Source organism: Brevibacterium sp. Lmc1 (assembly GCF_057654315.1).
In genome coordinates this window covers 2329037-2341493 of record NZ_CM172803.1, presented here as the reverse complement: position 1 = coordinate 2341493, position 12457 = coordinate 2329037, and the positions used below count along the sequence as shown (strand labels likewise).

At 64.9% G+C, this 12457-nt stretch carries 12 protein-coding genes; 6 read left to right on the top strand and 6 right to left on the bottom strand.

Annotated elements, in window-relative coordinates; all coding sequences use genetic code 11:
- The first annotated feature begins 55 nt into the window (after nt 1–55).
- Entirely contained in the window at nt 56–1039 is a 984-nt protein-coding gene (holA, locus tag AC239G_RS10545; protein WP_487488796.1) for a DNA polymerase III subunit delta, read from the top strand.
- Between the two features lie 130 nt (nt 1040–1169).
- Here the strand turns inward: holA and rpsT are convergent, their stop codons facing one another.
- From rpsT to AC239G_RS10530, 3 genes are all read right to left on the bottom strand, one after another.
- On the bottom strand, nt 1170–1430 hold the full coding sequence (gene rpsT, locus AC239G_RS10540; protein ID WP_139908146.1) for a 30S ribosomal protein S20: 261 nt from the start codon (nt 1428–1430) through the stop codon (nt 1170–1172).
- Between the two features lie 245 nt (nt 1431–1675).
- Entirely contained in the window at nt 1676–2290 is a 615-nt protein-coding gene (locus tag AC239G_RS10535) for a type II toxin-antitoxin system PemK/MazF family toxin (RefSeq protein ID WP_139908145.1), read from the bottom strand.
- Nucleotides 2291–2414: 124 nt separating this feature from the next.
- Nucleotides 2415–3179, bottom strand: coding sequence for an endonuclease/exonuclease/phosphatase family protein (locus tag AC239G_RS10530; RefSeq protein ID WP_139908144.1), 765 nt, complete (start codon nt 3177–3179; stop codon nt 2415–2417).
- A gap of 161 nt (nt 3180–3340) precedes the next feature.
- Between AC239G_RS10530 and lepA the strand changes: the two genes are divergently transcribed.
- Both lepA and hemW read left to right on the top strand, forming a co-directional pair.
- The gene (gene lepA / locus AC239G_RS10525) at nt 3341–5209 is read left to right on the top strand and encodes a translation elongation factor 4 (protein ID WP_139467373.1); all 1869 of its coding nucleotides are present in this window, start codon (nt 3341–3343) and stop codon (nt 5207–5209) included.
- The gene (hemW, locus tag AC239G_RS10520; RefSeq protein WP_487488795.1) at nt 5210–6439 is read left to right on the top strand and encodes a radical SAM family heme chaperone HemW; all 1230 of its coding nucleotides are present in this window, start codon (nt 5210–5212) and stop codon (nt 6437–6439) included. It begins immediately after the preceding gene.
- Between the two features lie 87 nt (nt 6440–6526).
- Here hemW and AC239G_RS10515 read toward each other — a convergent pair whose 3' ends face one another.
- The 3 genes from AC239G_RS10515 to AC239G_RS10505 all read right to left on the bottom strand — a co-directional run bounded on the left by AC239G_RS10515 (nt 6527) and on the right by AC239G_RS10505 (nt 9173).
- On the bottom strand, nt 6527–7366 hold the full coding sequence (locus AC239G_RS10515; RefSeq protein ID WP_487488794.1) for a DUF4870 domain-containing protein: 840 nt from the start codon (nt 7364–7366) through the stop codon (nt 6527–6529).
- A 104-nt stretch (nt 7367–7470) separates the two neighbouring features.
- Nucleotides 7471–8145, bottom strand: a complete 675-nt coding sequence (locus tag AC239G_RS10510; protein WP_139467370.1) for a magnetosome magnetite crystal formation protein family — start codon at nt 8143–8145, stop codon at nt 7471–7473.
- 164 nt (nt 8146–8309) lie between these two features.
- Entirely contained in the window at nt 8310–9173 is an 864-nt protein-coding gene (locus AC239G_RS10505; protein WP_139467369.1) for a DUF3097 family protein, read from the bottom strand.
- A gap of 160 nt (nt 9174–9333) precedes the next feature.
- Here AC239G_RS10505 and hrcA point away from each other — a divergent pair, with 160 nt between their 5' ends.
- The 3 genes from hrcA to AC239G_RS10490 all read left to right on the top strand — a co-directional run bounded on the left by hrcA (nt 9334) and on the right by AC239G_RS10490 (nt 12370).
- Nucleotides 9334–10374: a heat-inducible transcriptional repressor HrcA gene (gene hrcA / locus AC239G_RS10500; RefSeq protein WP_139908138.1), complete on the top strand. Its 1041-nt coding sequence runs from the start codon at nt 9334–9336 to the stop codon at nt 10372–10374.
- 122 nt (nt 10375–10496) lie between these two features.
- Nucleotides 10497–11612: a molecular chaperone DnaJ gene (gene dnaJ, locus AC239G_RS10495; protein WP_139908137.1), complete on the top strand. Its 1116-nt coding sequence runs from the start codon at nt 10497–10499 to the stop codon at nt 11610–11612.
- Entirely contained in the window at nt 11609–12370 is a 762-nt protein-coding gene (locus AC239G_RS10490) for a 16S rRNA (uracil(1498)-N(3))-methyltransferase (RefSeq protein WP_482400346.1), read from the top strand. Before dnaJ ends, AC239G_RS10490 begins: the two co-directional genes overlap by 4 nt.
- Nucleotides 12371–12457 lie beyond the last annotated feature (87 nt).

The following is a 12457-nucleotide window of genomic DNA, read 5'->3' as shown; positions in this document are numbered from 1 at the left end:
CGGGTGTCGGTCCGCCTTGCCGGTCATGTCGGGCAGCCGCGATAGGCTGGGGTCCATGGCAGTGAAGAAGACCCTGATCCCGTGGAGCTCGGCGAAACCGGCCCCTGTCGTCATGATCTCCGGTGGCGAATCGGTGCTCGTGCGCATGGCCAAGGAACGCATCGTGTCGGCCGCGCGGAAACAGGATCCCGAAGAGATCGAATTCGACGCAGCGGGATACCAGGCCGGCGAGTTGGCGATGGCGGCTTCACCGTCTCTGTTCTCTGCTTCGAAGCTCATCGTCGTCGATGCCGTCGAGAAGTGCTCGGAGGACTTCCTGGGTGACGCTTTGGCCTATTTGGACGCTCCGAACGATGATGCCGTCGTGGTGCTGCTGCACGCCGGCGGCAACCGGGGAGCGAAGCTCATCAAGAAACTCGACTCCGCCGGCTTCCCGCGCATCGACGCGGCGGTGCTGAAGAACGAAAGCGATCGGGCGAAGTTCGCCCAGACCCGGTTCAAGACCGCGAAGCGGCGCATCGACGAGGCGGGAATGGCCGCGCTCATGTCGGCGCTGGGCTCTGATCTCGCCGAACTCAATGCCGGGGTCGACCAGCTCATCGAAGACACCGAAGGCACGATCACCGCCGAGGTCGTCGACCAGTACTACGGCGGCCGGGTCGAAGCCACCGGCTTCAAGGTCGCCGATGCGGCAGTGGCCGGAGACGCGAAGAACGCACTCAGCCTGCTCAGGCATGCCCTGTCGACCGGGTCCGATCCGGTCCCGCTGGTGGCGGCAGTTGCGATGAAGCTGCGCGGTATGGCGAAGGTGCAGGGGTTCTCCGGCACCAGCGGCGAGCTGGCCTCCGAGCTGAAGATGGCTCCGTGGCAGGTCGACCGGGCCCGCCGGGAGGTGAGGCGGTGGAACGAGGTGGCGCTCGGCCAGTCGCTCATCGCCGCAGCCGAGGCCGATGCGGCCGTCAAGGGCGGTGGACGTGACCCCGTCTACGCCGTCGAATGGTTCGTCTCAGAAGTCGCCCGCCTAGCCCGCCTCCGCTAATTGCTACCTGACGGCGGCCCAGCAACCTCGCGCGAGGTTGCTGGGCCGCCGTCAGGTAGTAATAAGTAAAAAGTACGGGGTCCGAACCGTGTGGTTCGGACCCCGTGAAGCTATAGCCTCAGTCGTGCGCTCAGAGAGCGTTGATCTGCGTGGCCAGGCGCGACTTGCGGTTCGCAGCGTTGTTCTTGTGCAGAACACCCTTCGAAACAGCCTTGTCGAGCTTGCGGGCAGCCACAGCATAAGCCTGCTGTGCCGCTTCCTTGTTGCCGGCAGCAATGTTCTCGCGAACGACCCGGACGTAGGACCGAACCTCGGACCGGACAGCCTTGTTGCGCTGACGAGCCTTCTCGTTGGTCTTGATCCGCTTGATCTGGGACTTGATATTAGCCAATTTCAACACTCTTTCGTGTTAGTGGTACATGGTCGTGAGGGCGCATCGAACCGACTTGATCATCTCCGCGGGGAAACACATCGACGACATCGAATCCGACGGCGTCTTCACCCGACCTCGGCGAGACACACGCCTTGATGAAGACACAATCACCCATGATACAGGCTCTGGTCCCGGGCTGGAAATCCCTGCGCGCCCAGCAGCGCAGGGAAGATGAAGGCTTCGCTCGGTCGGTCTGCCGGGGCTCAGCCAGAGATGTGCTCAGCCACCCGGTCGAAGACGTCGCGGGGCATGATCGCGCCTTCCCTGCGGATCGAATCGGGATCGAGCCGGATGATGCGATCGAGGCGGAGCTCTGAGGGCCGACCCTGCGAATCCCAGTCCCCGGTGCCGATGTTCATCCACTTCGCGTGCCGGTCCTGCCGGACCTCGCCGACGCCGCCGGGGATGTGATCCTTGCTGGTGAGCATGAGCGCGAGCACCCATCTGCCGTCACGTCCGACGACGAGGGACGGTCGATCCTTGCCCTGCGAGTGGTCCTCCTCGAAGGGGACCCACCCCCAGACGACTTCGCCCGGATCGGCGTCGCCGTCGAGGTCGGGGGAGTAGCTGACCGTGATCGTGCCCGTGTAATCGCCGGGATACGCACCGGATCCGCCCTGGCCGCCCGAGTCGGAACGATCGGCAGAACCCGCCGAGGCGGCACCTCCACCGCCGGACCGTGCCGGATTCGGCCGGCTGGCATCCGTTGGCTGCGATGCGCCTCCGGAGTTCTTCTTCGACTGCGATTGGCGCAGATAGCGCAGCCCTTCGCGGACACCGATTCTCGCGGCCCGATTGACCAGTGATCTCCAATTCATATGTCCAGCCTAAACGAGCCGGCTGTCACAGGCTGCAAAGAACAATGTGCCGACCCGGTCGGGCGAACGAGCCGACGCGGATGGGCAAACGACCCGTATTGATCGGGCGAGCGAGCCCTCACAGTCACGAGAATTCGAGGACCGCCTCGACGGGGAAATGGTCGGAAGGGTACTTCCCGTCCACCTCGAACGTGTCGATGCGCGTGGACAGTGTGCGCAGGCCCGGTGTTGTGAGGATCCAGTCGATGCGCGGCTCGCCTGCCTTCGGACCCTTGTAGCGGTGGAAGGTGCCGATGTCCTCACCGGGAACCTCGGCTGCGGTGTCGGTGAGGCCGAGCTCAGTACAGAAGAAGTTGTAGACCGGGGAGCCGGTGGCGACATTGAAGTCACCGGTGACCACGCAGGGACGGGCCGCCTCGGCGATGGTCTCGGCCATGATCCGACCGGACTCGAGACGGGCGCGCTCGGACTTGTGATCGAGGTGGGTGTTGAGCACACGCAGACGCCGGTCGGATTCGAGGTCGCGGACATCGACCGTCGTCAGGGTGCGCGCATGCGAGACTCCCCACGATTCCGAGGCCACGGTGTCGGGCTGTTCGGACAGCCAGCTGATGTCCACGGCTTCCACGTCGAAGCGCTTCGAATCGAGGATCACGGCTGTGAACTCGCCGGAGTTGCCACCGGAGTGGCCCTCTCCGAGCCAGATGTACTCCTCGGGCAGCAGGTCGATGAGCGTCTCGAGCTGGTCGAGCTCGCCCTCTTGGGTGCCGATGAGGTGCGGACGTGCACGCCGGATGAGATCGGCGGCGATGGGCAGCCGCTCGGCCACCGGATGACCGTCCATCGCGGGATAGCGGAGGTTGAAGCTCATGACCCGGAATTCGCTCATGAGACCATCTTCCCCGATCGGCACCGTTCGGCGGGGCGAATCGCGAAAGATCCGGACGATCACGACGTGCACGCCCGTGGATTCCAGGTCCGCGCGCAAGTCATGAAATAATGGGGGATCCGGTCTGTCTGGGGACCTGGTCTGTCAAAGAAAGGGCGTTCATGTCACCTCAGGTGAATAAGGAAGCTGCAAAGCGGATCTCACCGTCTGCCACCTCACCCGAGCTGATTCGCAATTTCTGCATCATCGCTCATATCGACCATGGCAAATCGACCCTGGCCGACCGCATGCTCCAGATGACCGGCGTCGTCGAGAACCGCGATATGCGTGCCCAGTACCTCGACCGGATGGACATCGAACGCGAACGCGGAATCACCATCAAATCCCAGGCTGTGCGCATGCCGTGGGAGCACGAGGACACCCCGTACGCGCTCAACATGATCGACACTCCCGGGCACGTCGACTTCAGCTACGAGGTCTCGCGGTCCCTGGCCGCCTGCGAGGGTGCCCTGCTGCTCGTCGACTCCGCTCAGGGCATCGAAGCCCAGACGCTGGCCAACCTGTACCTGGCCATGGAGAACGATCTGACGATCATCCCCGTGCTCAACAAGATCGACCTGCCGGCTGCACAGCCGGAGAAGTACGCCGAAGAGCTCGCCAACCTCATCGGCTGCGAACCCGAGGACTGCCTGCTCGTGTCCGGCAAGACGGGCGAAGGCGTCGAGGAGGTCCTCGACCGCATCATCACCGATATCCCCGCGCCCGTCGGCGATGCCGAGGCCCCGGCCCGCGCGATGATCTTCGACTCCGTCTACGACACCTACCGCGGTGTGGTCACCTATGTCCGCGTCATCGACGGTTCTCTGTCCCCACGCGAGAAGATCGAGATGATGTCGACCGGCACCACCCACGAGCTGCTGGAGATCGGCGCCTCCATGCCCGAGCCCAAGGCGACGAAGGGACTGGGCGTCGGTGAGGTCGGCTACCTCATCACCGGTGTCAAGGATGTGCGTCTGTCGAAGGTCGGCGACACCGTCACCGCCGCTGCGGGGCCCGCGACAGAGGCCCTCGGCGGTTACCGGGAGCCCAAACCGATGGTGTTCTCCGGACTCTTCCCGATCGACGGGTCCGACTACCCGGTGCTGCGCGACGCGCTGGACAAACTCAAACTCAACGACGCCTCTCTCGCCTACGAACCCGAGACCTCGACGGCACTGGGCTTCGGCTTCCGCTGCGGATTCCTCGGTCTCCTCCACCTCGAAGTCCTGCGCGACCGCCTGGAACGGGAGTTCGATCTCGACCTCATCTCCACCGCCCCGTCCGTGATCTATGACGTGACCATGGAAGACGGTTCGGAGACCGTGGTGACGAACCCGAGCGAGTACCCGACGGGCAAGATCAAGGAAGTCCGGGAGCCGATGGTGCAGGCCACGATCCTCACCCCCAGCGACTACATCGGCGCGGTCATGGAACTGTGCCAGGAGCGCCGCGGCAAACTCCAGGGCATGGACTATCTGTCCTCGGACCGTGTGGAGATCCGCTACCGGCTGCCCCTGGCCGAGATCGTCTTCGACTTCTTCGATCAGCTGAAGTCCCGGACCAAGGGCTACGCCTCCCTCGACTACTCCGATGACGGCCAGGACGCCTCCGACCTCGTCAAGGTCGACATCCTGCTGCACGGCGACCAGGTCGATGCGTTCTCCGCAATCGTCCACCGCGACAACGCCTACTCCTACGGTGTGGCGATGGCCGGAAAGCTGCGCAAGCTCATCCCGCGCCAGCAGTTCGAGGTGCCCATCCAGGCGGCCATCGGCTCACGCATCATCGCCCGCGAGACCATCCGCGCCATCCGCAAGGACGTCCTTTCGAAGTGCTACGGCGGTGACATCAGCCGTAAGCGCAAACTGCTCGAGAAGCAGAAGGAAGGCAAGAAGCGGATGAAGATGGTCGGCACCGTCGAGGTTCCTCAGGAGGCGTTCATCGCGGCCCTGTCCTCCGACGAGCCGGAGACGAAGGACAGCAAGAAGTAAGTGCCCGCACAACCGACCGGTGAGGTCCCTCCGCGCGACGGTTCGCTGCCGACATCGGTGGGGATCGGGGCTGCCGAGCGGCGGCTGAGCCTCTACATCCACGTCCCGTACTGCCGGGTCCGCTGCGGCTACTGCGACTTCAACACCTATACCGCCGACGACCTCGGCCCGGGCGCGTCCCGCGAGGACTACCGCAGCAATCTCGCCCGTGAGCTCGATCTGTCCGTGTCCACCCTCGCCGAGGCGGGGGCCGGCGACCGTGAGGTCTCGACGATCTTCTTCGGCGGGGGCACCCCGACCTTGCTCGCAGCGGATGTGCTCGCCGGGGTGATGGACGATGTCCGCGCCCGCTTCCGCCTGGCCGAGAATGTCGAAATCACCACCGAAGCCAACCCCGACACCTTGGACCCCGCCTACATCGCGACCCTTGCCGGAGCCGGTTTCAACCGCATCTCCATGGGCATGCAGTCGGCCGTGCCGCACGTGCTCGCGACCTTGGACCGCACCCACGATCCGGAGAAGATCCCCGAGGTGGCCCGCTGGGTCAAGGACGCCGACCTCGAGCTCAGCCTCGACCTCATCTACGGCACCCCGGGGGAGTCGATCGACGATTGGCGTCGCTCTCTCGACGTGGCGCTGTCCAACGAAGTCGATCACATCTCGGCATATTCCCTCATCGTCGAACCGGGAACGAAGATGGGCGCGATGGTTCGCCGTGGCGAACTGCCGATGCCTGATGAGGATGACCTGGCCGACAAGTACGAGATCGCCGACGCAGCGATCTCCGCTGCTGGTCTGCACTGGTACGAAGTGAGCAATTGGTCGACCGGTCTCGAGACCCGCTGCGAGCACAATATGGCCTATTGGCGCAATGCCGACTGGTGGGGCTTCGGGCCCGGCGCCCACTCACACGTCGGAGGCGTGCGGTTCTGGAATGCCAAACACCCCCGTGCCTGGGCCGATCGGCTGTTGGCGGGGGAGTCCCCGGCGATCGGTCGTGAGGTCCTCGACGTTCAGACTCGGGAGATCGAACGGATCATGCTGGCGGCCAGGATCGACCGCGAGCTGCGTCTCGATTCTCTGGCCCCGGGCAGCGAGCAGGCGATCAGGACATTCGTCAGGCAGGGACTGCTCGACGCCGATGGTGCCGCGACCGGCTGGTTCCGGCCGACTCTGCAGGGACGACTCATGGCCGACTATATGGTGCGCATCCTCACCGAATACGTGTGAATGAGTCTCGCCCCGCCATTCGGGAACGAGTGGCGGGGCGAGCTGTTCAGCGAATCTGCCGGGGTGAGGCTCTCACTGGACGTCAGATCACTTGATCCAGTTCGGCGTCATCGGAATGCGGTAGCCTTCACCGCGGTTGGCTGCCATGCCGGCGATGATCTCGATGACGATCATGTAGATCGAGAGCACCGGCAGGAGCAGGAGGATGAGGAAGCCGATGCCGACGATCGTGAGGATTCCGCCGATCAGCCCGATGCCGAACGCCGCGATGACGCCGATGATCAGCAGATTCAGCGACTGTGCGCCATGATGGCGGAGGAACGGCGACTTGTCCTTGTTGATGATGAAGAGGATGAGCGTGACGATCCAGCCGACACCGACGACGTAGGTGGCGGCGTGAGCGAGGTGCGACCACAGTGCGGTCGTCCGTTCACTCTGATCCGCGTTCCAGAAGCCGAGCGAAGTCGGGCCGTAGGCCGCATCCGGCAGTTCGGCCCCCATGGGCACTCCGGCGGCAGCCGACTGCGCCGACGATGCTCCCTGGAATCCGTAACCGGGCTGAGGGTGTCCCTGCGGAGCGCTGTAGGGCTGCTGCGAACCGTACGGCTGCTGGGCGCCGCCTGCCTGCTGCGAACCGTAGCCCGGTTGGGAACCATACTGCTGCTGAGGGTTCTGCTGCTGAGATCCGTAGGCCGGATTCTGCTGCTGGGAGCCGTACCCGGCTTGGGGCTGCGAGCCATAGCCCGGCTGTGATCCCTGCTGAGGGTTCTGCGGCTGTGAGCCGTACTGGGCCTGACCGCTCTGCTGCGGCTGCGAACCCTGCTGTGGCTGCTGGGTGTACGGCTGCTGCGAGCCCGACTGCGGGGAATAGTTCGGAGGCATCGGCTGTGACTGTCCGTTGTTCGGCTGCTGCGGGTTGTCCGACATGAGAGTCCCTTCAGAGTGTGCGATCACTCCACACTAACCCAGAGAGTCCGGGCAGCCCCAGAGGGTCCGGGCTGACCCAGAGAATCCGGGGTGAGCGGGAATGGTCACTTCACGAAATTGATGGTGAGCGGGAACTTATACCCCTCACCCTTGTTCGCGGCGACGGCCGCGATGATGTAGAAGACGCAGTAGACGAGCGGGACGATGAGCGCCGCGTACATGACGATGATGCCGATCCCGAAGGTCACCAGTGCCAGGATGAAACCGACGAAGCCGAAGACGAAGAGTGCACCGAAGGTGACGATCGTGTTCGTGATCATCGCGTTGAGCCCCTGGCGTGAGTGCTCGCGGACGAACGGGGATTCGTCCTTCTTCACAAGGAACATGATGAGCGGCATGAAGCCGAAGATGAGCGAGCCTAGGTGGGTCCACAGAGCCGTGGTCCGGTCGGGTTCGTGGGCCATCCAGAACTGCTCGGAGCCGGGTCCGTAGGCTTGCTCAGGCAGGGAGCGGGAGTCGAACATCGCCGGGTTGTGCATCTGCGGCATACCGTAGCCCGGCTGCGCGCCGTATCCCGGCTGGCCCCCGTAGTTCGGCTGAGCGCCGTACGCCCGCTGCGAACCATATCCCGGCTGGCCCTCGTAGTTCGTCTGACCGCTGTGCGTCTGCGGCTGAGAATACTGCTGGCTCTGCGGCGCGTAGTGCTGCTGCGGACCTGAGGCCTGAGAGTAGTTCGGCGGCATCGGCCGGCTGCCCGGCTGCTCGGGGTGATACGACATGGGGATCCTTTCGAGAAACGCTTGCCATTCACACTAGCCGAGCCAAGTGTCCCGAGGATGTCGGGAAAGCCTCACTCCTGTGACAGATTCGGCACACGCCGTCGGCACACGCCGACAGCTCCGCGTGACCACCAAGAACCACCGCGCCGCACCACCGAAGTCACTCAGCCGACGGTGACGAAGTCGATGAGCTCCTCGACGCGACCCGACAGCGTCGGTTCGACATCGGCGATGGTGCTCACCTTCCCGAGGATGCGCACCCACCCGCGGGCAACGTCCCGATGGTCGGCATGCGGCCATCCGATGCGACGCAGTATTCCCGTCTTCCAATCCTCACCGCGAGGGACGACCGGCCATTCGCGGATGCCGACGACGTGGGGCTTCACCGCTTGCCAGATATCGACGTACGGGTGACCGATGATGTGGACGACATCGCGGTAGCGCGGATCGGCACGGACCGCCTCGGCGATCTTCGATTCCTTCGTCCCATTAACCAGATGGTCGGCGAGGACACCGACTCGATGGTCCCGATCCGGACCGAAGGCCTCGAGCTTGTCGGTGACATCATCGAGACCGCCCAAGGGTTCGACGACGACGCCTTCGATGCGCAGATCATCGCCCCAGATCTTCTCGACGAGTTCGGCGTCGTGCTTGCCCTCGACCCAGATCCGCGACCCACGAGCCACCCGAGCCTTCGCGCCGACCACGGCGCGAGACCCCGACGCCGTCCGTCCGGGCTGCTGCGCCTTCTTCTTCGGCAGCTGCACATCGACGGGCCGGCCCTCGAGGAGGAAGCCCGGTCCCAGGGGAAAGGCACGCACCTTGCCGACGCGATCTTCGAGCTTGACGACGACACCGGCCGTGGTCTTCTCCGCGCCGACGACAGCACCGACATAGCCGCTCATCGCATCCTCGAGAACCATGCCCAGGCCGAGCTCGACCTGGCGGGACTTCTTCGGACGGTGCGACGACGGGGAGGAACCGGAGAGCACATCGGGACCATATCGATCAAAAGCATTCACGGGCACCCACCATAATCAAGGACGGTCCCGCAGGCGTGCAGACCCGCAGGCCACCCCTGAAATGAATTCCGGGAACGAGAGGCGTAGAATTGGCACTCAGACTCACAGAGTGCCAAGCGCAGGCACGGGACCGCGATGGATCGGCGAGACGGAGAGGAGATCCGCGATGAACGACAGCAGACGTGCACAGGTGCTGCGCGCCATCGTCGAGGACTTCGTCGCCACCAACGAACCCGTGGGATCGAAGGCGATCGTCCAGCGCCACACCCTCGGCGTCTCTCCCGCCACGATCCGCAACGATATGGCCGCGCTCGAACAAGAGGGCTATATCGCCCAGCCCCACACCTCTGCCGGACGGATCCCCACCGACCTCGGCTACCGGATGTTCGTCGACCGGATCGACGAGTTCAAACCGCTGACCACCGCCGAGCGGCGCGCGATCTTTCAGCTCATCGACGGCGACGTCGATCTCGACGAGATGCTCGACCGCACCGTCCGCGTCCTCTCCGGCCTCACCCGACAGGTCGCGCTCATCCAATACCCGACGGTGTCGCGGGCGCGCATCAAGCACATCGAGATCGTCGGTCTCGGACCCGGCCGGATCCTCGTCGTCCTCATCACCGATGCCGGCCAGGTCGAGCAGAAGACCGTGATCACCCCGAGCCCGCTCGACGAAGACGCCGTCCGCGGACTGCGCGATCAGATCAACGCCGAATTCGCCGGACGCACACTCGCGCAGGTCTTCGGATCGGCCCCCGCCGCCGAGGCGACCGCCACCGAATCGAGTGAGCCGACCGCTCGTGACGACTCCGGGCTCAAACAGGTCAGAGCCGCCGTCGTCGACCTCGTGGCCGCGACGCGTGAAGAGCGCATCATCATGGCCGGCACCGCGAACCTCGCCCGCTCCGGAAGCGAATTCGGAGAGAAGATGGCCCCGATCCTCGAAGCCTTCGAAGAACAGGTCGTCCTGCTCAGGCTGCTCACCTCGATGGCAGAAGACCACGAGGAGATCAGCGTGCGCATCGGGCGTGAGAATACTCACGAATCATTCAGCTCGACTTCCGTCGTCGCCGCCGAATATGGTCATGACGCGGGTTCCTCGGCCAGACTGGCAGTGCTCGGCCCGACCCGAATGGACTATCCGACGACGATCTCGGCAGTCCGTGCCGTCGCCAAATACGTGTCCTCGATCCTCGATCGAGGGTAGGTCCCTTGACATCGACCAGGGGCACCCGCAGGCGGGCAGCGCATCACCGGTGAGCACCGCGCAAGGACGCAGCCACCACCACGAACAGAGAAGACCACTACGTCAGGGAGAGAGAAGTTTCTGTGGCCGATCACTATGAAACACTCGGAGTGTCCAAAGATGCTTCCGCGGCTGAGATCAAGTCGTCGTACCGGAAGCTGGCACGCAAGTACCACCCGGACGTCAATCCCGGTCACGAGGACGAATTCAAGGCCATCTCACTGGCCTACGATGTGCTCTCCGACCCGGAGAAGCGCCGCAACTACGATATGGGCGGCGGCGAGAACGGTCAGGGCTTCCCGGCCGGCGGCGGATTCGGCGGATTCGGCGACATCTTCGAGACCTTCTTCGGCGGCGGCGGCGGTCAGGCCGGGGGTCCGATCCCGCGCACCCAGCGCGGCAAGGATGCCCTCGTCGGAGTCAATATCGACCTGAAGACCGCGGCCTTCGGCGGCACCGTCGACCTCGATGTCACCACTGCAGTCGTCTGCGACACCTGTTCGGGCGCCGGCACGCAGGAAGGCACGAAGATCGAGACCTGCTCGCTGTGCCACGGAGCCGGCAGCGTCCAGCGCATGACCCGGACCCTGCTGGGTCAGATGGTCACGAACCAGACCTGCAACTCCTGCCACGGCTTCGGCACCGTCATCCCGAACCCCTGCCTCAACTGCCAGGGCGACGGACGAGTGCGCAAACAGCGGACCATGAAGATCCGGATCCCCGCCGGGGTCTCCGACGGCACCCGCATCCAGCTGAGCAGCCAGGGTGAGGTCGGCCCCGGAGGCGGACCCGCCGGTGACCTCTTCGTCGAGGTCATGGTCACCCGCCACGAGGTCTTCCAGCGCGACGGCGACAACCTCCGGGCCGCCGTCTCCGTGCCGATGACCGCAGCGACCCTGGGTGCGACCATCCCGTTCGAGACCTTCGACGGCACTCAGGACCTCACCATCGCCGCCGGCACCCAGTCCGGCACCATCGTCAAACTTCCCGGGCTCGGAGCCGCCCGCCTGCGTTCGGAGACCCGCGGCGACCTGCTCATCACCGTCGACGTCCTCACCCCGGACAAACTCGACGACGAACAGCGCGAACTGCTCGAGAAACTCGCCGAACTGCGCGGCGAAGAGACTCCGCGCGCCCAGATCTCGACCGAGAACCGCGGAATGTTCTCCCGCATGCGTGAGAGGTTCGCCGGTCGGTGAGTCTTCCCGTCTTCCGTTCCGCCACCGCCGCCGAGGCGGTCGTCGGGTCCGCCCTCACCCTCGGTGAGGACGTGGCCGGGCATGCGGTGCGGGTGCGTCGGATCGGTCCCGGCGAGGAGATCGACATCGTCGACGGGGAAGGCACACGTGCGCGCGGAACCGTCACGGCCGCCTCGGCGAATGAGCTGACGATCGATGTCACCGAGGTGACGGTCGAGGAGCGCACGGGCCCGCGCCTCGTCCTCGTCCAAGCCCTGGCCAAGGGCGACCGGGACCTGCGGGCCATCGAAACAGCCACGGAGATCGGCGTCGACGACGTCATTCCCTGGGCCGCTGAACGCTCGATCGCCGACTGGCCGGCCAAGAAGCGGGAGAAGATGGCCGCGAAATGGGAGAACCTCCTCGGAGCGGCCTCCCTGCAGGCCAGACGAGCACGATTTCCCATCCTCCACGGCCTCGCCCGCGGAGCCGCCCTGGCCAAGACCCTCGACGACGCCGATGCGGTCTTCGTCCTCCACGAGACCGCTCAGCGCAGGCTCTCCGAAGCGCTGAATAGCCTGATCGCGAACGACTCGGCGCAGCCGCCGGAGCGCATCGTCTTCGTCGTCGGCCCCGAGGGCGGCATCAGCAACGGCGAACTCGATGCACTGACCGACTGTGGAGCAATCCCGGTGCTGCTGGGACCGACGATCCTGCGCTCGTCATCGGCGGGACCCGCCGGTCTCGTCCTGGCCCAGAATTCATTGGGCCGTTGGTGAGGCATCGGACTAGGATGGAAGCACACTCAGGCGCTGCCGGTGACGGTGCGCTCACTTGCAAAGGAACATTCTGGACATCACCCCACC

Excerpts from the sequence above, each read along its gene's own strand:
- AC239G_RS10535 (WP_139908145.1), bottom strand. The coding sequence starts at position 2,290 with ATGAATTGGAGATCACTGGTCAATCGGGCCGCGAGAATCGGTGTCCGC.
- AC239G_RS10515 (WP_487488794.1), bottom strand. The coding sequence starts at position 7,366 with ATGTCGGACAACCCGCAGCAGCCGAACAACGGACAGTCACAGCCGATG.
- lepA (WP_139467373.1), top strand. The coding sequence starts at position 3,341 with ATGTCACCTCAGGTGAATAAGGAAGCTGCAAAGCGGATCTCACCGTCT.
- AC239G_RS10510 (WP_139467370.1), bottom strand. The coding sequence starts at position 8,145 with ATGTCGTATCACCCCGAGCAGCCGGGCAGCCGGCCGATGCCGCCGAAC.
- AC239G_RS10530 (WP_139908144.1), bottom strand. The coding sequence starts at position 3,179 with ATGAGCGAATTCCGGGTCATGAGCTTCAACCTCCGCTATCCCGCGATG.
- holA (WP_487488796.1), top strand. The coding sequence starts at position 56 with ATGGCAGTGAAGAAGACCCTGATCCCGTGGAGCTCGGCGAAACCGGCC.
- hrcA (WP_139908138.1), top strand. The coding sequence starts at position 9,334 with ATGAACGACAGCAGACGTGCACAGGTGCTGCGCGCCATCGTCGAGGAC.